This is a genomic window from Acinetobacter sp. Ver3, assembly GCF_000632455.1.
Taxonomy (GTDB): Bacteria; Pseudomonadota; Gammaproteobacteria; order Pseudomonadales; family Moraxellaceae; genus Acinetobacter.
In genome coordinates this window covers 23,305-46,871 of the sequence record NZ_JFYL01000013.1, presented here as the reverse complement: position 1 = coordinate 46,871, position 23,567 = coordinate 23,305, and the positions used below count along the sequence as shown (strand labels likewise).

The window sequence follows — 23,567 nt, the reverse complement described above, 5'->3', positions numbered from 1 at the left end:
TACATGCGCTTTATTTTGGGCTTAACAGGTGGTATTGGAAGTGGAAAAACTGCTGCAAGTCAGTGGTTTGAAACACAAGGTATTACTGTTGTTGATGCAGATATCGTAGCACGTGAAGTGGTTGAAATTGGAAAACCTGTACTACAAAAAATTAAAGATCATTTTGGGGATTGGGTGCTATTGGAAGATGGCGCACTCGACCGCAGAGCGTTAAGAGACCATATTTTTAAACATCCTGAAGCTAGAAAGATATTAGAAAATATTACGCATCCTGCAATTCGCCTATCGATTATTGAACAACTACAACGGGCGACCAGTCCTTATGCCATTTTAGTTTCCCCACTCTTATTTGAAACCAATCAACACCAACTTACTCAACGTACTTTACTGATCGATGCATCCACAGAATTACAAATCTTGCGTGCTTCGCAACGTGATCATCAAGACATTGAGCAAATTAAAAAAATAATGAGTGCGCAAATGTCTCGTGAAGAAAAATTAAAACGTGCAGACGATGTTGTTATTAATGATGGTGAACTTGATCATCTCTATCAACAACTCGCAGTAAAACACCAATATTATCTTAGTCTTGCACAACAAGCTTAGATTAAAAAAAAGCAGTCTAAGAAGACTGCTTTTTTTGTTGCTCAAGTTTTTGGCTTAGTGCATCTTGGCGACGCAGCCATCGCCATGGTTGTAATGCGCCTATCGCCATACCCAACAACCCAATTAACATTGCAATACTTAAAGGTTCATTTAACAAAGGCACTGCCAAAATTGCAGCTAAAAAAGGCGCTAAATTGGTAATGCTCCCTGCTTTAAAAGCCCCGAGTCTTTTAATCGCTTCCACATAAGTTAATGTTGCAATAATGACCACGAATATGCCATGAAATATTGTTTGAAACAGTAAATGCTGAGGCTCAGGAGTACTAAGATTTTTGGGTAAAAATAACACGTAAATGGGTACATAAATCACGGCTGACCAGATGGCAACTCCACACATCGCCTGCCATGCACTCAGTTGGAATTTACGCAGTAATACGGTAAATATTGCCCAAAAAATGGCGCTCAAGAAGAATAATCCATCACCAGCACCAAAAGGAATGCCTGATTCACGATACATCAGGAGACTCATAATACCGAGCACGGTGATCATAATGATCAAACTTGCCCATGTATGACGATCAAAAGCCTGCTTCATCAATATAAAAGCCACAATGGCAGTACAAATAGGAATACAACCATTGAGAAAAATTGCAGCATGCGCAGTCGGTGCATAGTGAAATGCGCTATAAGCCAACAAACAATAGATCACACCACCAATCATTGCCAAGATAAATGGTTCTTTTTTAATTAAAAAAGAGGCTTCTCTACGATAAAGTAGAATCGGCATTAAGATCAAAAAAGCCAGTGAAAAACGCAGTGCCACAATGTCCCACGTATTGATATGCCATAGCGCATTTAATCGTGCAGTGAGGGTAAATCCCCCCCAGATGCACATGGTAGTAATAAGAAAAAAATAGCCTTGGGCTCGATCTGAAAGTGCCATCTCTAATTAGGCTTGACGTTGTCTACACGCTTCGTAAAGTGCCATGCCTGTCGCCACACTCACATTCAAACTTTGTAAATTGCCACTCATTGGAATATAAACTTTATGATCACATTGCGCCTGTGTAATCGGTCTTAAACCAGTATCTTCAGCACCCATAATCACTGCAACAGGACCAGTCAAATCACATTCGTGAATAGGTAGAGCATGCTCATCTAACATCGTGCCAATCACTCGTACATTAAAATCATCTTTGATTTTGGCTAAAGTACGAGCCAAATTCGTCACTTGGATAAATTTAACTTTCTCTGCACCACCAGCAGCAACCTTACGAGCCGTTGGTGTTAAGCTCGCAGAACGATCACGAGGAACAACAACCGCGTGTACGCCCATGGCTGCCGCAGTTCGAATACACGCACCCAAATTATGCGGGTCCGTCACTTGGTCAAGCGCCAGTAAAAAAACATTGTCTGTACTTTTGATTAATTGCTCAAGATCATTTTCATTCAGCGTTGGATGAGGACGAACTGCAGCAACGACACCTTGATGAAAAGGTTGTCCAGCCAGTTTTTCAAGGCTGTCTCGGCTCGCTTTTTGAATACTAATTCCGAAAGGTTCAGCCAACTCAAAAATACGTTTTAAACGTTGATCTTCACGACCTTTTAGTGCAAATAGAGTCAAAACGCGTTCAGGTTCTAACTCCAACAATGACTCCACAGAATGAACGCCATAATAATATTCGGGTTTAGCCATGAACGACCTCAACTCACTAAGACAATACAATAATATAGAAAAGAAAAATCCCGCAAAGCCAACTTTACAGGATTTTATATAGCGAATAGTTTAACCGATTTGACCATTGAATGTTGGTCAAATTTTTTTTGGGTAATTAGCCTTCGAAATGACAAACGTAGTCTAATACGTCATCTGTTTCGATTTTGAAACGGCTCTCACCAGGCACGTAAAACGACTGCCCTGCACGGAAAAGCTCATGTTCTTCATTGTCTGCAATTGTGACACGACATTCACCAGAAATAATTTCCATACGCTCTGGTACATGTGTTTCAAAAATAAGCGGTTGTTCCGTCGGTAGAATAACCCCAAGTGTTTTTTTCGTACCGTCTTCAAATTGAACAGTGTGGCTAATACACGTCCCGCCAAAATAAACATTTGATTTTTTTACAACAGATACATGATCAAATTGTGATGACATGCGTATTCTCCAAATAATGCGCATTTTATAAATTTTAATTGCCGTAGTTTAATTGCGCTCGAGCAACTAATCAATCAGTGTTTTGCAATGGTTTTTATAAGCAACTTTTGTTCCCTAATGATGAAATTTAAAGATTTTTTTGATTTCTTCTATATATCTTTTGTACACAGGTAAAAGAATATATTCAGTCACTAGTAATCAACCTAATTTCAGTTAAAATGCAAACTAAAAGTTCTCATATTCAAATGTCGTGACTTGAGACTAAAACAAAATTTCTCTATCTTAGAATCCACACTTTCGCAGCTCGGATGCGTTTATGCTGACACACCTTAATCTGATCAACTTTGCTTTAGCCGATAACTTAGCCATTGATATTGATCAAGGTTTCAATGTTCTTACGGGTGAAACTGGTGCAGGTAAATCTTTATTACTCGATGCATTATCAGCGTGTTTAGGCGAGCGTACTGATACGAATTACGTTCGTTATGGTTCAGATAAGGCTGATGTTACAGCCGTATTTAGTTATCAAGATCAAAGTCCTGAAGCTGAATGGTTAAGCACTCATGAGCTGGCAGATGAATCGGGTGAAATTCATCTAAGACGGGTAATATTTGCTACAGGTCGTAGTAAAGCTTGGATCAATGGACGTCCAAGTAGTCTGTCAGAATTAAAGGAAATAGGCAGACTCTTAGTCCAACTTTACAGCCAGCATAGTCAGCAACAACTGTTAGAACCGCCCTATCCAAAACATTGGTTAGATCGTTACAGCAACTTTGGTCAACATACGCTTGCTGTCAAAGACAGTTATAACACATGGCAAAAAAATATCCGACAGCATCAAGCTGCGCTTGATGCACAGACCACCCGCCTTCAACGCATTGAGACACTTAATCTTCAATTAGAAGAATTAGAAGAAGTGGTTCGACTTGACTATAAAGAAATTGAACAAGAGTTCGATCGCTTAAGTCATCATGAACACATCATGCAAGATTGTAGTTATGCAATCAACGTTTTAGATGAGTCTGATCAAAATATCACTCAGGAAATTTCAAGTATTATTCGCAAGCTTGAATCTCATGCAGGTCGTAGTGATTTACTCTCTGAAATTTATAACTCATTATTAAATGCGCAAAGTGAACTCGATGATGCCAGTGCTAATTTAAAACAATTCATTGACCGTCAGAGTTTTGATCCTGAACGAATGGAAGAGTTAAACACACAACTGGAAATATTCCATCGTTTAGCGCGCAAATATCGAGTACAACCCGAAGATTTAAAATCAGAATACGAACATTGGCAGGCAGAGCTAGAACAATTACATCAGCTTGAAGATCCAGAGACTTTGGCTGAACAAGTTGAAATTTCACATCAACAGTTTATAGAGAAAGCTCAATATCTAGATGATATCCGTCGTAAAGCAGCAGAACCCTTAGCCAAACTCTTAACAGAACAAGTCAAGCAACTGGCTTTACCAGAAGCTCATTTTGAATTCCGTTTTGATCCTCTGGAGCAACCTTCATCTGAAGGGTTTAGTTTTATTCAATTATTGTTCACAGCAAACAAAGGGATTCCACCTCAACCGCTTGCGAAGGTTGCGTCTGGTGGTGAATTGTCACGTATTGCATTGGTCATGCAAGTCATGAATGCAGAAAAAACTGAAGCTGAAGTACTCGTTTTTGACGAAATTGATGTGGGCATCAGCGGTGGAACAGCTGAGATTGTCGGTCGCTTATTGGCTGGATTAGGTCAACATGTTCAAATTCTATGTATTACACATCAAGCCCAAGTTGCAGCGCAATCGGACCAACATTTGTTAGTGAAAAAACTGCAAACAGACCCTGCTAGCAGCACTATCGTTGAGCTTGATGAAGATCAACGGATATTAGAGCTTGCTCGTATGACTGGTGGTGTCGAAATTAGCGAGACTACCCTTCAACATGCAAAACAATTAAGACAATTAAAGTTTCAGACCAGCACATCTTGATTATTTTAAAAGGATTGTTGAAAACCCATAAGTCTAGTATGTTGAAGTATAGTGATACTCAAACATAGGAGAAGCCATTAGGTGAGTAAACAATTTCTAACGCACCGTTGCCTGATTGCCCCACCTGATTTAGCAGATGATTTCTTCGCAAATAGTGTGGTCTATATTGCTCGTCATGATCATGAAGGTGCGCAGGGAATTATGATCAATCGTCCAGCTGGGATTCAGGTTAAAGAACTCTTAACAGATCTTGATATCGTTGCAGATCATGTTCACCCACATGATGTCTTACAAGGTGGTCCTTTACGACCAGAAGCGGGTTTTGTACTTCATACGGGTCAACCTACTTGGCATGCGTCCATCGCTGTAGGTGAAAATCTCTGTTTAACAACTTCAAAGGATATTCTTGATGCAATCGCACACAATGAAGGTGTTGGTCGCTATCAAATTGCTTTAGGCTATGCAAGTTGGAGTAAAAACCAGTTGGAGCAAGAAATCGCTCGAGGTGACTGGCTCATTTGTGACTCTGATATGGATTTGATTTTTAACTTACCCTATGACGATCGCTGGGACGCTGCCTATAGAAAAATGGGGGTCGATCGTACATGGCTTTCATCTGAGATTGGACATGCCTGATTCAACTACCGCTCAACTCATTATGGCCTTTGACTTTGGCACACAAAAAACAGGAATGGCTGTAGGATCGTCCATTATTGAAAGTGCTACGCCACTTTCACTTTTACCGATGAAAGATGGCATTCCCAATTGGGATGATCTACTCAAAATTGTAAAACAGCATTCTCCAAATCTGTTTTTAGTCGGGCTACCACTGAATATGGATGATAGCGAATCGGAACTATCAACACGAGCACGTAAATTTGCTCGTCGTTTAAGACACCAAACCAATATAGAAACATGGATGGTGGATGAGCGATTAACAACTCGCGAAGCGCGTGATGAACTCGATCATTATCAGGCGCAAGGGCGTGGAAAAAAGTTGTCCGCAGACAGCTTGGCAGCTGCTTTATTTATTGAAAGTTGGTATCGTAATCCTCAAGGTATTCAACCTTAATAGAATACTTACCATTTCATCTAGGATAAAAATAGCGAAAGGTTAAATTGATTCTAGGCTCTAATACTTTGGTTGATTTCGCTAAAGTGTGTTTCCAAAAACGCTGTGTTTGACCTTTCATCACAATCAACTGTCCTGATTGTAGATACATTTCCGCAGTATGAGTTTTATCACGATGTTTAAATCTAAATTTTCGTGTTGCACCGAGACTCAGTGAGGCAATGACAGTCTCGCCATTTTCAGGATCTCTTAATGCAGCCTCATCATCACTATGCCATCCTACACCTTGAGTTCCATCTTCATACAAATTGGCCAAACAAGAATTAAATTGAACTCCTGTTATAAGTTCAATTTTTTGCTTGAGTGCTAATAATTTCAAATCCCACATCTGTGCTTGTTTATCCATTCCTGAATAGTGATATTGATAGTTTTGGTCACCATACCATACGACTTTACGACCCGTCTTAAAATATTGGCCGTATAAAATCACTTCATCCTGTTTCCAAGCCAAAGCTTCTAAAAAATAATCGAAATAATCCTGTGATTCAGCATGAGTAAGTATAAGACCGTAATCTTCTACAATCCCATCATAAGGTAGGAGATTTGAATTGGGTTCGGGTGCAAACAGCTCGAAGTTCATAACCAATTTGCCATGAAAATATAACCGTATATTAGCTGAATATTTTAACTGACAAATTGAAACATTGTGAACGCTTGTGACACTGGACAATCAAGCTTAGACTGGCATAAATCTAGACAATAAAAACAATCGCTTATGAATTTATGGCAACTTTTTCTAAAACTTAAACCTTTCGTTCGACCTTATCGCTTTTTAGTGATTGCCACTCTCTTTCTTACGCTCATCGGCTCTTTCACAGCTCAAGTGAATGCACTCACTTTGCAGTATGCGGTTGATGAAATTAATGCACTGGTTGAGAATGGTTTTGGCTTAGCCGAAGGCTGGAATATCCTGATTACCATTACAGCGATATTATTGGGTAAAGAAGTGATTAATGCTTTTGTTCAATTCGGACAAAAGTTTTATGGTGAAAAACTTAGAATTTTTATTTCTCAAGATCTAGCACAAGGCATCATTGAAAAATTTTTGACCTATAGATTAGCTTTTTTCAACGAAGAGAATAATCAGGCGGGAAAATTACAAACACGAATCGATCGTGGTATTGGCTCTCTGACTCGTCTAGTTCAAATATTCTTTATTGACATTTTGCCGTTATTTACCAGTGCGATCGTGGCTTTAGGATTAATGTACTACGCCAACTTTTATGTTGGCTTAGTGGCGACCACTATCGTTCCAATCTACTTCTGGTTAACTTATAAACAAGCACAAAAACTCGGAGGCTGGCGTCGAAATTTACGTGATGGTCGAGAAAAGAAAAGCCAAGGTATCCTCGGAATTATTAATTCAATTACGGTTATCAAATCTTTCAACCGCGAGTCAATAGAATCAACCAAACAACTCAAACTACAAAAAGAACTCACAGATAATCAAATGCAAACCCGTCAAGTCAGCTTTTTATTTGATGGGTTAAAAACCTTTATTGAACAAATAGGCATTGTTTTAATCATCATCCTAACTGCGTATTTTGTGCTTGATGGTCAGATGAGCATCGGTATGATCATGTTTCATGTACTGTTGTTCAATAATGTATCCGCGCCAATTCGCTCCTTACATCGTATATATGATGAAGTAAATGATGCCATGATCTATTCAGAAAGCTTCTTTAAAATTTTAGAAGCAGATGATCAAATTGAACCTACAGGTCAACTCAAACCCGAAATTCAAGGAAAATTTACGCTGAAAAATGTTGAATTCTTTTATCCAAACGGTCACCACGCACTAAAGAATATCAATATGGAGATTCGACCCAATAAAATTACTGCATTAGTTGGCTTATCAGGTGCGGGAAAATCAACCTTAATCAGTCTTTTAGATAAATTTTATGAACCTAATCAGGGATGTATCGAACTCGATGGCATCGATCTCAATCAAATTGATACACAATATTTGAGAGATCATATTGGATTAGTCCTACAAAAAAATCATATTTTCCAAGGGACTATTCTTGAAAATATTCGCTATGGTAAAACAGATGCCACTGAAGAAGACGTGATCATTGCTGCTAAAAAAGCCTCCATTCATGAGCAAATTTTACAACTTCCAGATGGCTATCATTCCGATGCATTGCAACTCTCTGGAGGACAACAACAGCGTATTGCGATTGCTCGTATGTTCTTGAAAAATCCGCCGATTATCTTTTTAGATGAACCGACAGCGAGTTTGGATGCCATCGCTTCGGAACAAATTAAACAAAGCCTTGATGAGATTAAACAAGGACGTACTGTCATTATTATCTCGCACAGCCTGTCGCAAATTATCGATGCGGATTATACCTATGTCATGAAAGAAGGCGAAATTGCCGAGCATGGAGAACATGATGCCCTTTACCATCAAGACGGTGTGTATAAACAAATTTTTGATGCGATGGCTAAAAGTTTGAATATCGAAAAAATTGCAAAAACTTTTGAAGACGATGGAGATGAGGAAACCCATAGTTAAAGTTTAATCTAGGTAACCTTGGCATTGAAGCAGTTGAATCAATACACAGTCATCTGCTTCATATAGCTGACTTAACTTCGTGTAAGGATCACCATCGAGCGCTAATATTTGTGCAAATGCAGGTTCAGTTTTTATATCTTTTTGCTTAAGGCGAATGATTTCCTGTTTAAATTGGTCATTTGCCAAATCTAATATTCTATGTTCAACGTAGAAGTGCTGGAATCCCGCCTGCTGATGAATTGGTGTTGTAGAACAAAATATCTCAATTGACCAAGCACAATATTCGAATCGGCAAATCCAAGTATCACGTTCAAAATAACTTCGCTCAATGCACCATGCCTTATAGGTTTGAAATAATTTTAGTGTTTCAATCAAATGATTCTCTTGCTCAATCGGATAACTACAAATGAGGTCGATATCACTTTGTGCTGTTGCAATTCCTAAAGGTGGCGTACCGACCACTGTAACTTGATACCGCTTGAGTATTTCCAAAAGGTTTAAGTCATCAATGACTTTTTGAAAGTGTATTTTTTCATTGTTATTTTTAATCTCTAAGATGATTCAACTTTAAAGCGGTTGAATCTCCCAATATGAATTACTTTAACCCTCAGCAGAAAAGCTATAACCAATTAATGTTATTTTTGATTTTTCGATAACATCTAACGCATAAACAGTTTTAATATAATTTCGATACTGCGTTGAATAAGAGATTTCCAAACAACGCATAAGGTATGCTTTCTCTTTTGAATGTTGATAGCTGCCTAACGCTTCTTTGAGCGCTTGATCAATATAATTTTGCACTTGTTTTGCCGCCTCATGGCTATGCTCACCGAGTTGAAAATATCCACCTCTCGCAATATTTGCTTCATTTGCATAAATCTCGGAATGAGATAGACAATACGCGATTCCATCATTATGCAAATACTCTTGTGCCATTGATAAATCATCCGCATAAATGCTTGAACTCGACAAGATACTTAAAGCAATAGCAAATTTACTTCTCATTTTTAATCACTTTCTCAACACAATAAAAAAGCGCCTTTTGGCGCTTTAAATATATTAAGGTTGTTTTAGATATGGCCATGCCGCTCTTAAATAAATAAACATGGACCACAGTGTTAAAATTACAGCGGTATACAACAAACCATATGCAACTAATTCAAGTGGTTTCCAATTGAGTAAGAACACAGAAATAGCGATCATCTGGAAAGCTGTTTTATATTTTCCAACCGTTGATACAGCCACATTGGTACGTGCACCGAGCTCAGCCATCCACTCACGTAAAGCAGAAACGGTAATCTCGCGTGAAATAATCACAATCGCAGCAAAAGCCATCGAAATTGTAGGTTGCCATTGCACCAAAACAATCAATGCTGCTGCAACCATTAATTTATCCGCAACAGGATCTAAAAAACGTCCGAATGCAGAAGTCTGATTCAATGTTCTTGCCAAGTAACCATCAAACCAATCTGTGACAGCAGCAATCACAAAAATTGCAGTCAGAATGATATGACGCGTCATACCCCCTTCATGCCCACCCACACCAATCGCAGGAGGCCAATAGGCAATAATTAAAAAAACAGGTATTAACGCAATACGTGCTAGCGTCAAGATATTTGGTATATTCAGGATGCGACCTGTAGACATAGACACCGCCAGTTTGCCCCAATTACAGCTAAAATTTGCAATAAAAACTTGAGCTTTGATTCTTTAATCCGCTTACTTTAAACGATTCACTACCCGCTGTCGACTAGGCAAAAATCGCGACAGTCTGTCTACAAATTGCAACGAGACGGTCATTATGGTCCCAAATATGGGCATATTCAGTAGAATAACCATGCGCAGAATGATCTGTAAATACTTTATATTTAAACCAATCTCGTCGGTCAGCTTGAATAGGTTCTAACAGCGTCACATACCAAGAAATTGAACTTCCTGGTGCTGGTTTTTTTAATATAGGAAAAATTCCTGCAGGCCAAATATCTAACATTGCTATAAATTCAGGCATGCTCAGCGGACCTGCTTCAAATCTAGATTCTGCATATCGAAACCACCCACCAAAATCGGGCTTTTCAGCAGCCGTACAAGGGTATTTCCCTTCAGCCCAAATCAGATCATAGTTCTGATAGCATTGCGGCATAAGAGGATGATAAGGCAACTTAACTAAACTTTCAGGCGAATCATACTGTGGTGCTGTGCGAGTTTGATCCATATTCACAACTGATTCACGGTCTGAACCAAAACTTGCCAGCAGAATTCCCTGTACAGCATCATCCTGCCAAATCCGAGCCTCAATATTAGTCACAGATTTACCTTGCCTTAAAATTTCCACTGTCACTTTGACTGGCTTTTCCTGAACAGGACCCACAAATACCACACTGGTGCTCAATAATCTTTTTTGAGGGTCATGAATCATTTGTGTTGCTTTGTGTAGCATCATCGCCGTGGTTAAACCACCAAAAATGGTACGACCTTGCAACCAACCCTCAGGGATCCCCACCCATTCTTGTTGATCAATTTCTTGAAATACCTGTCCAAATGACATGTGCAACCCTTTTATTTTAAATTTCTTATCGCGCTAGCATGCTGAATTTTCAGATTGAGGTAAATGATCAATGACTCGCAGGTCAATGAGCATTTTGGCAAATTGATATGCATGATTACTCATGCAAGATTTTGTACACAGTCCGAGCGAGATTTGCACCAAAACCTGGGACTAAATTCAGATCCTTTTCAGAGGCTTTTAATACCCCTTGAATCCCACCAAAATGTGTTAATAAATCACGGCGGCGTTTTGGTCCTAGCCCTGGAATGGCTTCTAAAACTGACTGCCCACGACGTTTATCGCGCTTGGCACGATGTTTAGTAATGGCAAATCGATGCGCCTCATCACGAACCTGTTGAATTAAATGTAGCGCTTTATGGTCTTCAGGCAGTTGAATCTTTGTGCCATCAGTGAAATGTAAGGTTTCCAAACCAGGCTTACGTCCTTCCCCTTTTGAAACCCCCACCATGAATGCATCCAATCCAAGATCTTGCATGACCTGCATTGCCATATGTAATTGCCCTTTACCACCATCGATGAGAAGCAAATCTGGCAGCATCGCCTTCTTATACCGTCGTGTCAAAGCCTGACGCATGGCAGCATAATCATCACCGCCAGTGATATCTTCGATAGCAAACTGACGGTAATCGCGCTTGCGAGCCCCTCCACTATCAAAGACAACACAAGAAGCGATCGTTGCTTCGCCCATCGTATGGGATATATCAAAACATTCGATACGATCAATTGGACGTCCGACCACCTCTTCTAACTGATGAAAACGTTCATTCAATTCATAATGGTTAGCAAGTTGTCCTTTAATGGCATGCTGTACATTCATGGTCGCAAGCTCGAGCCATTCTGCACGGGTTTCTCGAACTTTTGATTTAATCAGAATTTTTTTGCCAAAATTTTGTTGTAGTGCCTCTTCTATGTCTTTCTTGTCTGGCAGCTCCACGTTGACGATTAATTCTGTTGGAATCTCATCGGCAACTTGGAAATAAAAGTTCGCGATAAAATCTGCCAGCATTTGTCCCAAATCATCGCCCAACATATCTGGGAAATAACTTTTTCCTCCCAACATCTTGCCATTACGCACATGCATAATCTGAACGCACGTTACCCCCGCTTGGTATGCGATCGCCAATATATCTGCTTCACCTTTGACTTTATAAATCGCTTGTTGCGTTTGGACATCACGCAATAATGCCATCCGATCACGATAAAAAACGGCTTTTTCAAATTCAAGAGCATCTGCTGCCGCTTCCATTTTGGCAATTAATTCTTGATTAAGCTCACGTGTGTCCCCTTGTAAAAAACGAATAGAGTTATCGACATCATCTTTATAATCTTCAGGTGATATCATGCCCACACATGGAGCTGAGCAACGTTTAATTTGATACTGCAAACACGGTCTTTTACGTTGCGCAAAATAACTATTTTCACATTGGCGGACATTGAATAATTTTTGTAAGACCACCAATGTATCACGTGCATTAAAAGCACTTGGATAAGGTCCAAAAAATTTACCTGCTTGATGTTTCCCCTTACCACGACCTGCTGCAATACGTGGATAAGGCTTATCACTGGACACAAAAATATAGACGTAAGATTTATCATCTCGCAGCATGATGTTATACGGCGGTCGATGAAGCTTAATTAAGTTTTGTTCAAGAAGTAATGCTTCCGTTTCTGAGCGGACCACCATGGTTTCAATATCATGAATGCGGGCAACTAAAGCCTGTGTTTTGGGATGCTCAATGGTTTTAACAAAATAGCTAGAAACACGATTTTTTAAATTCTTGGCTTTTCCCACATATAACAACTCTCCATCTTTACCTAACATGCGATAGACACCAGGCAAAGTCGTAAGATTGGCTAAGATTTTTTCAATGTGTTCACGTTCGTTTTCGTTCACAAGCAGCCTTTAATGTAGAGTCAGTCATTCATGCAACAGCATGAGCTTATTGTGATGGTAACGCGCTCTATTTCAAGTGCATTTCGGTAGACGATTTTAAAACCTTGTTGATCCAACAGTTCAGGGCAATGATCGCAGATTTTATAATCAGCTGATTGTTAAAAAGTCTGAGTTGTTAAATTCAAGTTTGATATGCTTTTCAACTGATTCATTCATGGATGCGCCAACATGACTGCGACCGATCGTGCTTTTCACGCCATACAACCTGCACTCTCATCCCATAGTCCTTCAGAAAAAGATCGACTCATTGGAAAGTCTCGCTTTCATTTTGAACCAGCCAAAGTGATGCAGTTATTGCGTGATCGTATCATTGGGCAAAATCCAGCCTTAGATGAAATCGAAAAACTGCTTCACGTGGTCAAAGCTGACTTTTCAAGTCCTGAACGCCCCTTGTCCGTCACCTTAATGCTTGGACCAACAGGTGTTGGTAAAACAGAGACTGTTCGTTTGATTGCTGAAGCGATTTATGGTCGTCCTGATGCATTTTGTCGTATCGATATGAATACACTGGCTCAAGAACATTATGCAGCCGCTTTAACAGGCGCTCCGCCTGGATATGTCGGTTCGAAAGAAGGTCACAGTTTATTCGATGAAACTGCGATTAATGGCTCTCATACCCGTCCTGGCATTATGCTGTTTGATGAACTTGAAAAAGCCTCTCCCGAAGTGATTCGTGGCTTAATGAATGTGTTGGATACAGGTCGCCTAACCCTTACTGCTGGAACAAAAACGATTGACTTTCGTAATTGTATGATCTTTATGACCAGTAATGCAGGAGCACGCGCAGCACAACAATATTTAGATAAATTAAATGTTTTACCGCAAAAACTTCAGAATCTATGTTTAAAACGCTTACCCACGAAAGCCATTATTGAAAAAATACTGCATCGCAGTTTTGATCCCGAATTTCTGAATCGAATTGATCGTGTCCTTCATTATCAACCTGTTCAAGATGATGCACTCCCTAAATTGGTAGATATTGAACTGGAAAAACTCAATATTCGTTTGCAACATCAAAAACGTCAGGTTCATTTATCAGACCTTGCCAAAGCATATTTCTATCAGGGTCATGATATCCGCTTTGGGGCACGTCATTTAGCACGTAAAATAAGAACTGAACTAGAACCCATTATTGCGATCTACTTTCTAAAGCATCCAGATCAACTTCATCTCAAGCTGGATTGCAAAGACGGTCAGCTCACGATCATCAATTAATAAAAAAAGCCCATTATGGGCTTTTTTTTAAACAAATCATCTTAAACCAGGAATCGTGACAAAGGATTCTGCTGCCGTTTTATTATAATACGTACACCCTTTTTCAATATTTGCCATTAACAACTGATAACGCTGTCTATTTTCTGCAACATCATCGTTCATTAACAATTTTTCATAGAGTTTATATTCATCATCAGTCGTACGCTTCAAAGTTTGATGATATTCAGCAGGATATAGTTTGCTTTCAAATTCAATGGCTGTTGAATCATCTAAACTAATCTTCATACTGGTGTCAAAAATACTGCTAAAATTCATACCCATCCAACGATCTTTAGCGAGTTGAAATTTAACAATTGGATTTTTGTCATTTAAAAGATCAAGATACAGCAAGTTATCTTCATAAAATTGGTTAAAACTCTCTTCCAATGGTTCACTCGTGTTTGGATAGAGTTGTAAATAATCTACTCTGTTTTGTTCTGCTTTCTTTCTATAACAATAGCTACCTGAAGAAAAATTTTTAAGACCATCTTTGGCGATAAACAATCTCACATTAGGGCTCAAATCATTTCGATCAATGTTGCGATAACCTGGTAAAACTGTATCAAAAACATTTTTACCCGATAGGTTTACACGCTCCATTTCGATATCCGTTTGGATGTCACCAATGATATTCATCGTCCAATGACTAGGACTATTCACACTGAGCGTATTTTGGGCTTGATCATAGGTTTGATAGATACGATTTCGCGTCACAATCACACTATTCAACGGTTTAAAACTATCCGTATAAGTAAATTGTCCATTTTGAAATTCAATATAATTTAAGCCGAATCGATCATTGGAATTATAGTAAATTGAATAGAGTTGATCACCGTTTCGAAATTGTGTACTCGGTGATGATTCATACGAATCTCCCGACCCACCGCCGCCACAGGCACTTAAAAAAAACGGTAAAACACTTAGTACTAATATTGTTTTTTTGAGATTCATTTGAATTTTCTTTTGTATATTTTACACACAAAAGAATAGCTTTTATTGAACAACTTCTCAATTTTAATTTACATCATTTTAAGTAAAATTAAAAAATGCGCCCTGAGGCGCATTTTGATCTAAATGGTCTTAAAACACATAAGGTCGAATAAAAATCAGGAAGAATATCCCTAACATCAAGAACCATTTTAAAAAGTAATATAACTGACGGTTCTTCGCTTTCAGTGCTTTTGCTTTCACACGCAAGCGATAAATATAACCAAATGCTTTGTTCAGACCACCCGTTTGATCCCCTGCTTCATTCGGTGAACTTGCCGCAGTCATTACATTTTTACCAAACCAATGATTAAACCGTTCCATCCAACGTGTCTTTAAAGGGCGCTCTACATCAGCAAAGAAAATAATACGATTTTGATCCGTCGTGTTTTCTGCATAATGAATGTAGGTTTCATCAAACACAACGCTTTCACCATCTCTCCATGAATATCGCTGACCATCTACATCAATAAAGCAACGATCATCATTTGGCGTCAACAACCCTAAATGATAGCGTAAAGATCCCGCATAAGGATCACGATGACGAACCAATCGACTATCAGGAGCAAGCTCAGTAAACATCGCCGCTTTAATGGTTGGCAATGTTTTAAGCAATGCTGTCGTTTTAGGGCACAGTTCTGCTGCTGAAGGATGTGCAGAGTCATACCATTTTAAATAAAAACGCTTCCAACCAGTTTTAAAAAATGAGTTAAAGCCTAGGTCATCATATTTTTCAGAGGCTTTGATCCCACCCTGCTCATATAAAGCTTTGGCTTCATCACGAATCATTTCCCAATTTTCATCTAACACTTTTAAATCTTTAAAATGCTGTGTGTCGATATAAGGCTGGTTTGGCACCTTAGAGAACATATACATCAAAAAATTAATAGGTGCCAAAATGGTCGAATGATCAAAGAATTGACGATAGAACGAATGTCGTACTTTTCCACGACGTTGAATATACAGTGCCGATATGATGAATATCGCGAGAATAATCCACTTGATCATTGATTGACTCGGTTTATCTTTGGTTAGCGGGTTAAATGAAGAGATGCTGCACCTAAATTGAAAATGAATTGTTCCAATTTAGATGTATAGATAATCACGTAAATTGTATAACGACTACCCCAAACAACGAAACATTGTGTTCTACAAATAGACTTTTGATGGCTTTATATTTCAGTTTATTGACTTTTATGACGAAATTTAAAGTGCAAAATAACTTGAAATTACCTACCTACCCCAGATATAAGTTGAAGTGTTTTTAAATAAAATGCCAATTGAAACAATCGCTTTATTGTAAGAAGAACAAACTCTACATGCGCATCTGCTGTTTTATAACGCATGCTGGTGCAATAAATAGATGACCATTGCGTCACGGCTTGATACAACTTGTTATGTTCTTTTTCGATATAGTTATCGTAAGATTAGCGAAGCTTTAATGTGCGCAGGAAATACGCACTTGCTTCACAACATCAACTTAGAAGTCCTCCAAAAAAAAGGAGATCAGGGCATGATCCACGCTGGCAATGCCATTACCGTCCAAATGCTTTCGGACGGAATTGCAGAATTCCGCTTTGACTTACAAGGTGAGTCGGTTAATAAATTCAACCGCGCAACAATTGACGACTTTAAAGCTGCAATTGCTGCTGTTCAATCAAACGCTGAGATCAAAGGTCTTATCGTTACATCTGGTAAATCTACATTTATCGTTGGTGCAGACATCACTGAGTTTGGTGAAAACTTTGCGCAAGGCGAACAAGTCATTGTAGATTGGGCGATGCCTGTTCATGAAATCTTCAACTCATTCGAAGATTTAAATATTCCTAAAGTTGCTGCAATCAATGGTATGGCATTGGGCGGCGGTTTCGAAATGTGCTTGGTGTGTGACTATCGCGTGATGTCAGAATCAGCACAAGTTGGTCTTCCAGAAATTAAACTTGGGATCATTCCTGGTTTCGGTGGTACTGTTCGTCTAAGCCGTGTAATCGGTATCGATAACGCTGTTGAATGGATGGCAATGGCGAACCCGAAAAAAGCACCTGCTGCACTTAAAGATGGTGCGGTCGATGCGGTGGTTACTGCTGATAAATTACAAGATGCTGCGATCTCTATCGTTAAACAAGCAATCGAAGGTCGTTTAGACTGGAAAGCGAAGCGTCAAGAAAAATTAGATCCAATTAAGTTGAATCCATTAGAACAAATGATGGCTTTCAACTCATCTAAAGGTGTGGTGCTTGCGAAAGCTAATCCTGCACAATACCCTGCGCCAAAATTATTGCTTGATTCTATGCAAGCAGGTTCAAGCTTAGATCGTGCTGGTGCACTTCGCCAAGAAGCTGAACACTTTGCAAAAGCAGCGGTAACGCCACAAGCAGGTGCGTTGATTGGTCTATTCATCAACGACCAAGTTGTGAAGAAAACTTCGAAAAAATATGAACAAGGCGCTCACCCTGTAAATCAAGCTGCAGTGCTTGGTGCAGGTATCATGGGTGGTGGTATTGCTTATCAAGCGGCAAGCAAAGGCACACCAATTATCATGAAAGATATTGGTAACCCACAACTTGCTTTAGGAATGAAAGAAGCAAACGGTCTTCTGACTAAACAAGTTGAACGTAAGAAAATCAAGCCTGCTCAAATGGGTGAAACGCTTGCACGTATCCGTCCGACATTAAGCTATGATGAGTTTAAAGAAGTCGATATCGTGATCGAAGCGGTAACTGAAAACCCGAAAGTGAAAGGCATCGTACTCAAAGAAACTGAATCTAAAGTACGTGAAAACACGATCATTGCATCAAACACTTCTACGATCTCAATCACGCGTTTGGCTGAAAACCTTGAACGTCCTGAGAACTTTGTAGGGATGCACTTCTTTAACCCAGTGCATATGATGCCTTTGGTTGAAGTGATCCGTGGTGAAAAAACTTCACCTGAAGCGATTGCAACGACTGTCGTACTCGCTCAAAAAATGGGTAAAACCCCTATCGTTGTAAACGACTGTCCGGGCTTCCTTGTAAACCGCGTATTGTTCCCTTACTTTGGTGCGTTTGACCTTCTTCTTAAAGACGGCGCTGACTTCCAACAAGTCGACAAAGTAATGGAAAAATTTGGCTGGCCAATGGGTCCTGCATACTTAATGGACGTTGTCGGTATTGATACTGGCGTTCACGGTGCAGAAGTGATGGCTGAAGGTTTCCCTGACCGTATGAAGCCTGATTTCAAAGGTTCAATCCAAACAATGTATGAAGCACAACGTCTTGGTCAAAAGAACGATGTTGGTTTCTACAAATATGAATTGGACAAGAAAGGCAAGAAAGCAAAAACTGTTGATCCAACAGCGTATGACGTGATTGCTTCTGTCGTGACTGGTGAAAAACGTGAATTTGATTCTCAAGAGATCATTGACCGTATGATGATTGCTTTCTGTAACGAAACTGTTCGTTGCTTAGAAGACAACATCGTTGCAACACCAAACGAAGCAGATATGGCAATGATCATGGGTGTAGGCTTCCCTCCATTCCGTGGTGGTCCATGCCGTTACATCGATCAAACTGGTGTAGCTGAGTATGTTGCGCTTTGCGACAAGTATGCGCATTTAGGTAAGGCTTATGAAGCGCCACAAATGTTGCGTGACATGGCTGCTAACAATAAAAAATTCTACGGTTAAGGAGCAACGTGAATGGCTACTTTAAATCCACGTGACGTTGTCATCGTTGATGGCGTACGTTCAGCAATGGGTAAAACCAAAAATGGTATGTTCCGCAATGTACGTGCCGATAACTTATCTGCTGAATTAGTTCGTGCATTGGTTGCTCGTAACCAGTTTGATGTGAACGAAGTTGAAGATGTGATCTGGGGTTGTGTGAATCAAACTCTAGAGCAAGGCATGAACATCGGTCGTAACATCGTGTTATTGGCAGACTTACCAAAAACTGTTGCAGGTCAAACTGTTAACCGTCTTTGTGGTTCTTCAATGCAAGCAATTCATACCGCAGCTGCTCAAATTGCGACAAACCAAGGTGATATCTTCATCATCGGTGGTGTTGAGCACATGGGCCACGTAGGAATGATGCACGGCATCGACTTGAACCCACAAGCATCTAAACATTATGCGAAAGCATCTAACATGATGGGCTTAACAGCTGAAATGTTAGGTCGTATGAATGGCATTAGCCGTGAAGAGCAAGACGCTTTTGGTGTTGAATCTCACCGTCGTGCTTGGGCTGCTACTCAAGAAGGTCGTTTCAAAAACGAAATCATTGGTGTTGAAGGTCATGATGCAAATGGCTTCAAAATCCTATGTGATGTAGACGAAGTGATTCGTCCAGATGCGAACCTTGAAGCATTTAAAGCGTTACGTCCTGTGTTTGACCCTAAAGGCGGTACAGTGACTGCTGCTACATCATCAGCATTGTCTGACGGTGCATCTGCAATGTTATTGATGTCTGCTGAGCGTGCGCAAGCATTAGGTCTTAAACCACGTGCTGTAATTCGCTCTATGGCGGTTGCAGGTTGTGATGCTGCGATCATGGGTTATGGCCCAGTTCCAGCAACTCAAAAAGCGCTTAAACGTGCTGGCTTGAGTATTGGTGACATTCAAACTGTTGAGTTAAACGAAGCATTTGCTGCTCAAGGTCTTTCAGTATTGAAAGGTCTAGGTTTACATGACAAACAAGACATCGTGAACTTAAACGGTGGTGCGATTGCGCTTGGTCACCCATTGGGCTGTTCTGGTGCGCGTATCACAACGACGTTGTTAAACGTGATGGAACAACAAGATACACAAATCGGTCTTGCGACGATGTGTATCGGTCTTGGTCAAGGTATCGCAACTGTGATCGAACGTGTTTAAGTTTTAAATACGTGACCAAAAGAAACCCCGCTTAATGCGGGGTTTTTTCTCTTAAAAAAATCTTGTTAAAAAATTTATAAATATGAAGAAAAAAAAGACATATTTCTATCCAGTATTTTATATCGTTCTCAGTCTTATAATTTTCTATTTTGGATGGAAGTTAGAAAATCAATATGAATTGCCTTTCTTTAATCCTCTATTAGTTTCTAGTATTGCTTATGGATTGGCTATTACTTTTTTAACTCCCATTTTTCTTGTTATTATCAATCAGTTGGCAGAGAAATTGAGGAGAATCGCAAAAAATTCCGTTATAAAAAAATTAATAAATTCATGAATTATTTTATATTTATACTTCTTACAGGGTTTGTGTTATTTTTTGTTTGGAGGTTATTTTCCCCGCAATTTATCACGCTTTCAAACTTCGCTCTGATCAAAATAAATGAGGTCATTGGCAAGCCAGTTATAAAAGAATTTCTATTTAACGGTACGGTACAAGCTAATCCAACTCATCAACAAAAAATTAATATTGGCTCACACAAACATTCTATTTATGTTATTGATACTGTTACTCACAAGATAAATTTTACGCTATCTGATAATAAGAGAGAATACTCATTAAAGCAGTATTGCTTAACTCAAAATTTGAACCTTAATATTCAGAAATATAAAATTCAAATTGAAGGTTATAATTCTTTTTTGGGCTTTAGTGCTCAACAAAATCAACACTTGAGCAACCATGTATCTGCTCAACAAAATATCAATTTAGATCTTAACACTTTAAATTCATGTGAATTAATCTACTATAATTTACCTAGGCTTTAAGATAATTTGCAAATTATCAAACGTGTTTAAGTTTAGATACGTGACTAGAAGCAATCCCGCTGTTTGCGGAATTTTTATACTTTAGAAATCAAATTTTATTTTAGATTACTCCGCCATCCATCACCCAACAACTGATTTAAACGTTGCTCATCAAAGGTCATTGGAATCGCGCCTCCACCCTGTTGGATATGATTCAATGCTTTGTCCCGATCAATCCCTAAAGGCTCCAACATTCTAAAAATGCCTGAACTCGGATCATTCGACTGTAAACCTGCTGCAACAGACAAAACATACTGCTGCTGTAAAGGTGATAGATGACTCATATCAGGCACTGGGGTTTTTGGTTGAATATTCAGTGCAGGTGAACTTTGCTCTAAAGCAGCATTTTGAATATCCTGTTCTTTTTTGATCACTTGATGTTGCAAAGATTGACGCACCTTTTGATCTTCTTGAAAAGGTGTAACAGTCGTCACAACTTCATCACGTAAGTCATCGTCCGCCAACAATTGAATTGAAGGCAGGCTCGCAATATTTTCGGCATGAGTCAAACTCATCAGCAAAGCTGAGATCACACCGAACATCAAACATAATTTAGAATTAGTGATAAGCAAGACTCTGACATGCATCGTTCAAATCGAGCACCAAGAAAGAAGAATAACTAAACAAATAGAGCTATTATTTATCTAAACTACACCAATTTATTTACGTATTCATCAGCACTCAGATAAATGGTTTCAAGTGTTTTTTAAAGGTTTTGCTAAGCAACTGAATTTCAAGACTCGGTCTGATTTTACAAATATGGACTTCAAAGCTTAACTTCAATTCATTATAAAAATAGAAAACTCATACATATCCATCAGCCATGAAAACTAAAATAAAAAACAGCCTACTCGTTATATTTTTATGTCTCACATCACTCTGGGCAATCTTATTCATTTGGACACATCAGCCTGTTAATGCCATTTTCACTTATGCACTAATCTTGTTTTGGGTTGGACTTGCCATCATTACAGGGATATTCCATTTCAAGCAACACAGCTATAAGCCCTATTTCACATGGGCGTATTTGATTATTTTTTTGATTGCCATGATTAGCTTTTTTTCCTTAGAGCCGCGCAATGATCGCGTTTGGCAGGATGAAACCGACAAAATTATTCAATTCCAATTCAAAGATGGCAAAGTGGAATTACAGAATGTCAGAAATTTTATTTGGCACAGTGATAAAGACTACGTGACGCGATGGGAAACACGACAATACGATTTAGAAAAGTTAGATCGTATAGATTTAGTGGTATCTCATTTTATGCAAGGTCCTATTGCGCATGTTTTTATTACATTTGGTTTTGATGGTGGCGAACATCTCGCATTTTCTTTAGAGGTTCGTCAGGAAAAGGATGAAGGTTTCTCCACCATTGGCGGTTTTTTTCGGCAGTATGAATTGGCACTGGTCGTAGGTGATGAAAATGATTTGATTTATACCCGCTCAAATATTCGCGAAGAAGATGTCTATATTTATCCAATTCAAATGAATCAAACCGAAATTCAGATGTTGTTTTTAGAATTCCTGAACAAAGCCAATCGGCTAAATCATACCCCAGTTTGGTATAACACCTATATCAGTAATTGTACGACCATCTTGTTTGATTTATTAGAACATGCAGTAGGACAAATTCCACGAGATTATCGAGTTACCTTACCAGGCTTAATTCCAAACTATTTATATGACAAAAAAGTACTCGATAATGGTATCACCTTAGATCAATGGAAAGAAAAAGCACACATTAATCCCAAAATTGAGCATGTTCATGATGTACATTTACTTTCAAGTAAAGCCTTTTCTGCCTTACTCCGTGAGTAAAGCAGGCGTCCTTTTTTTTATAACCACGCTGAAAGAAACAGCTAAGAAAGAATGTTTATTTCGTTTCTTGCTGAACAGCAGGCTCTGAACTTGGACTTTGATTCACTGTTTGTGCTTCAATCACCTCGGCATTTTGATTTTTTAACTGATCAATTTCGCGTTGTAATTGATTTAATTCACGATATAACTCGTTAAAACGATTCACACTAAGATCACTTTTAAATAGGATCATTTCGTTACGGCGTTGCCAGTCATGATTCTTCAAAAACTCAAACATTTCTTCAGCTTTTTTTGTGATCTTAAGTTCTAAAGCAAACAAAGCTTGATCATTATTATGCTGCCGGCTGAATTTTAACTTTTCTTTCATTGGCTCACGCAAGTCTGCTTTCATCTCCAAAGCATCAAGCGCTTGTAAAGCTGTTGCATAAATTTGTTGGTCACGCATTTGATATTCAGATTGAATTTTCTTCACTTGGACAAACATCTTTTCGGTGTCTTGATATTTATTCTTTTTATCTAATTCTAGGCGCCGAACATTCAGAAACTCATCCCACTTGGCTTGATCTAACTCACGTAAATACATATTTCGTGATTCAATATTGTCTACCCAATACTTCAAAATAAATTCAGAAAGTACTTTATAGTCACCATTCAAACGCTCATCTTCAACTTTAAAATTCAGAGGGGTTTTCCAATCCTTCGCTTGAACATAAAGCTGCTCAATTTTTTCCGTCATCACCAAATCAAATTGTTGACGTTGCACTTCATCATTTTTTTCATTTTGCGCGTAGGCACAATAACCAAATAATAAGGTCACCATGACGATAACCACCGCTAAAATTCCGCGCATCTCAAACTCCTATCCTTTTTTTGTTTGA

General features: G+C 38.9%; 23 protein-coding genes. 10 read left to right on the top strand and 13 right to left on the bottom strand.

Translation table 11 applies throughout. The features are described from left to right. The first annotated feature begins 3 nt into the window (after window positions 1-3). Entirely contained in the window at window positions 4-606 is a 603-nt protein-coding gene (gene coaE, locus CL42_RS05695; protein WP_035266010.1) for a dephospho-CoA kinase, read from the top strand. Between the two features lie 16 nt (window positions 607-622). Here coaE and CL42_RS05690 read toward each other — a convergent pair whose 3' ends face one another. The 3 genes from CL42_RS05690 to CL42_RS05680 all read right to left on the bottom strand — a co-directional run bounded on the left by CL42_RS05690 (window position 623) and on the right by CL42_RS05680 (window position 2,762). Beyond that, on the bottom strand, window positions 623-1,549 hold the full coding sequence (locus CL42_RS05690) for a DMT family transporter (protein WP_035266008.1): 927 nt from the start codon (window positions 1,547-1,549) through the stop codon (window positions 623-625). A gap of 6 nt (window positions 1,550-1,555) precedes the next feature. Beyond that, window positions 1,556-2,302 carry a 23S rRNA (guanosine(2251)-2'-O)-methyltransferase RlmB gene (gene rlmB, locus CL42_RS05685; RefSeq protein WP_035266007.1) on the bottom strand — a complete coding sequence of 249 codons (747 nt, stop codon included), beginning with the start codon at window positions 2,300-2,302 and terminating at the stop codon, window positions 1,556-1,558. Window positions 2,303-2,438: 136 nt separating this feature from the next. Then, complete coding sequence (locus tag CL42_RS05680; protein ID WP_035266006.1) at window positions 2,439-2,762, bottom strand: pyrimidine/purine nucleoside phosphorylase; 324 nt, start codon at window positions 2,760-2,762, stop codon at window positions 2,439-2,441. 316 nt (window positions 2,763-3,078) lie between these two features. Here CL42_RS05680 and recN point away from each other — a divergent pair, with 316 nt between their 5' ends. The 3 genes from recN (at window position 3,079) to ruvX (ending at window position 5,818) form a co-directional block, all read left to right on the top strand. Continuing rightward, window positions 3,079-4,746: a DNA repair protein RecN gene (recN, locus tag CL42_RS05675; protein ID WP_035266004.1), complete on the top strand. Its 1,668-nt coding sequence runs from the start codon at window positions 3,079-3,081 to the stop codon at window positions 4,744-4,746. Between the two features lie 81 nt (window positions 4,747-4,827). After that, entirely contained in the window at window positions 4,828-5,382 is a 555-nt protein-coding gene (locus CL42_RS05670; RefSeq protein ID WP_035266003.1) for a YqgE/AlgH family protein, read from the top strand. Further along, window positions 5,375-5,818 carry a Holliday junction resolvase RuvX gene (gene ruvX / locus CL42_RS05665; RefSeq protein WP_035266001.1) on the top strand — a complete coding sequence of 148 codons (444 nt, stop codon included), beginning with the start codon at window positions 5,375-5,377 and terminating at the stop codon, window positions 5,816-5,818. The genes CL42_RS05670 and ruvX overlap by 8 nt, the downstream gene beginning before the upstream one ends. Window positions 5,819-5,834: 16 nt before the next feature. Here ruvX and CL42_RS05660 read toward each other — a convergent pair whose 3' ends face one another. Then, on the bottom strand, window positions 5,835-6,458 hold the full coding sequence (locus CL42_RS05660) for an alpha-ketoglutarate-dependent dioxygenase AlkB family protein (protein WP_035265998.1): 624 nt from the start codon (window positions 6,456-6,458) through the stop codon (window positions 5,835-5,837). Between the two features lie 135 nt (window positions 6,459-6,593). Between CL42_RS05660 and CL42_RS05655 the strand changes: the two genes are divergently transcribed. Then, window positions 6,594-8,396 (top strand): ABC transporter ATP-binding protein, encoded by a 1,803-nt coding sequence (locus CL42_RS05655; protein WP_035265996.1) that lies wholly within the window; start codon window positions 6,594-6,596, stop codon window positions 8,394-8,396. A 3-nt stretch (window positions 8,397-8,399) separates the two neighbouring features. Here the strand turns inward: CL42_RS05655 and CL42_RS05650 are convergent, their stop codons facing one another. The 5 genes from CL42_RS05650 to uvrC all read right to left on the bottom strand — a co-directional run bounded on the left by CL42_RS05650 (window position 8,400) and on the right by uvrC (window position 12,856). Then, window positions 8,400-8,906: a DUF4269 domain-containing protein gene (locus tag CL42_RS05650; protein WP_228133232.1), complete on the bottom strand. Its 507-nt coding sequence runs from the start codon at window positions 8,904-8,906 to the stop codon at window positions 8,400-8,402. A 90-nt stretch (window positions 8,907-8,996) separates the two neighbouring features. After that, window positions 8,997-9,401, bottom strand: coding sequence for a hypothetical protein (locus CL42_RS05645; RefSeq protein ID WP_035265995.1), 405 nt, complete (start codon window positions 9,399-9,401; stop codon window positions 8,997-8,999). 54 nt (window positions 9,402-9,455) lie between these two features. Then, window positions 9,456-10,043 (bottom strand): CDP-diacylglycerol--glycerol-3-phosphate 3-phosphatidyltransferase, encoded by a 588-nt coding sequence (pgsA, locus tag CL42_RS05640; protein WP_035265993.1) that lies wholly within the window; start codon window positions 10,041-10,043, stop codon window positions 9,456-9,458. Between the two features lie 103 nt (window positions 10,044-10,146). Then, window positions 10,147-10,941: an acyl-CoA thioesterase gene (locus CL42_RS05635; protein WP_035265992.1), complete on the bottom strand. Its 795-nt coding sequence runs from the start codon at window positions 10,939-10,941 to the stop codon at window positions 10,147-10,149. Window positions 10,942-11,056: 115 nt separating this feature from the next. Continuing rightward, window positions 11,057-12,856 carry an excinuclease ABC subunit UvrC gene (uvrC, locus tag CL42_RS05630; protein ID WP_035265990.1) on the bottom strand — a complete coding sequence of 600 codons (1,800 nt, stop codon included), beginning with the start codon at window positions 12,854-12,856 and terminating at the stop codon, window positions 11,057-11,059. A gap of 228 nt (window positions 12,857-13,084) precedes the next feature. On the opposite strand from uvrC, the gene CL42_RS05625 reads away from it, so the two are divergent. Next, entirely contained in the window at window positions 13,085-14,131 is a 1,047-nt protein-coding gene (locus tag CL42_RS05625) for an AAA family ATPase (protein ID WP_035265988.1), read from the top strand. A gap of 36 nt (window positions 14,132-14,167) precedes the next feature. Here the strand turns inward: CL42_RS05625 and CL42_RS05620 are convergent, their stop codons facing one another. Together CL42_RS05620 and lpxO are read right to left on the bottom strand one after the other, a co-directional pair. Then, on the bottom strand, window positions 14,168-15,121 hold the full coding sequence (locus CL42_RS05620; RefSeq protein ID WP_035265985.1) for a hypothetical protein: 954 nt from the start codon (window positions 15,119-15,121) through the stop codon (window positions 14,168-14,170). Between the two features lie 129 nt (window positions 15,122-15,250). Further along, the gene (gene lpxO, locus CL42_RS05615) at window positions 15,251-16,165 is read right to left on the bottom strand and encodes a lipid A hydroxylase LpxO (protein WP_035265982.1); all 915 of its coding nucleotides are present in this window, start codon (window positions 16,163-16,165) and stop codon (window positions 15,251-15,253) included. 505 nt (window positions 16,166-16,670) lie between these two features. On the opposite strand from lpxO, the gene fadB reads away from it, so the two are divergent. The 3 genes from fadB (at window position 16,671) to CL42_RS05595 (ending at window position 20,831) form a co-directional block, all read left to right on the top strand. Next, complete coding sequence (gene fadB, locus CL42_RS05610) at window positions 16,671-18,824, top strand: fatty acid oxidation complex subunit alpha FadB (RefSeq protein WP_035265980.1); 2,154 nt, start codon at window positions 16,671-16,673, stop codon at window positions 18,822-18,824. A 12-nt stretch (window positions 18,825-18,836) separates the two neighbouring features. Next, on the top strand, window positions 18,837-20,009 hold the full coding sequence (fadA, locus tag CL42_RS05605; RefSeq protein WP_035265978.1) for an acetyl-CoA C-acyltransferase FadA: 1,173 nt from the start codon (window positions 18,837-18,839) through the stop codon (window positions 20,007-20,009). Window positions 20,010-20,339: 330 nt separating this feature from the next. Beyond that, window positions 20,340-20,831 carry a hypothetical protein gene (locus tag CL42_RS05595; RefSeq protein WP_035265974.1) on the top strand — a complete coding sequence of 164 codons (492 nt, stop codon included), beginning with the start codon at window positions 20,340-20,342 and terminating at the stop codon, window positions 20,829-20,831. A 95-nt stretch (window positions 20,832-20,926) separates the two neighbouring features. Here the strand turns inward: CL42_RS05595 and CL42_RS05590 are convergent, their stop codons facing one another. Continuing rightward, window positions 20,927-21,442 (bottom strand): hypothetical protein, encoded by a 516-nt coding sequence (locus tag CL42_RS05590; protein ID WP_171076756.1) that lies wholly within the window; start codon window positions 21,440-21,442, stop codon window positions 20,927-20,929. A 251-nt stretch (window positions 21,443-21,693) separates the two neighbouring features. Here CL42_RS05590 and CL42_RS05585 point away from each other — a divergent pair, with 251 nt between their 5' ends. After that, entirely contained in the window at window positions 21,694-22,689 is a 996-nt protein-coding gene (locus CL42_RS05585; RefSeq protein ID WP_035265971.1) for a DUF4105 domain-containing protein, read from the top strand. A gap of 55 nt (window positions 22,690-22,744) precedes the next feature. Here the strand turns inward: CL42_RS05585 and CL42_RS05580 are convergent, their stop codons facing one another. Continuing rightward, a complete protein-coding gene (locus tag CL42_RS05580; RefSeq protein ID WP_051586533.1) occupies window positions 22,745-23,539 on the bottom strand; it encodes a hypothetical protein in 795 nt (264 codons plus the stop codon). Between the last annotated feature and the right edge of the window lie 28 nt (window positions 23,540-23,567).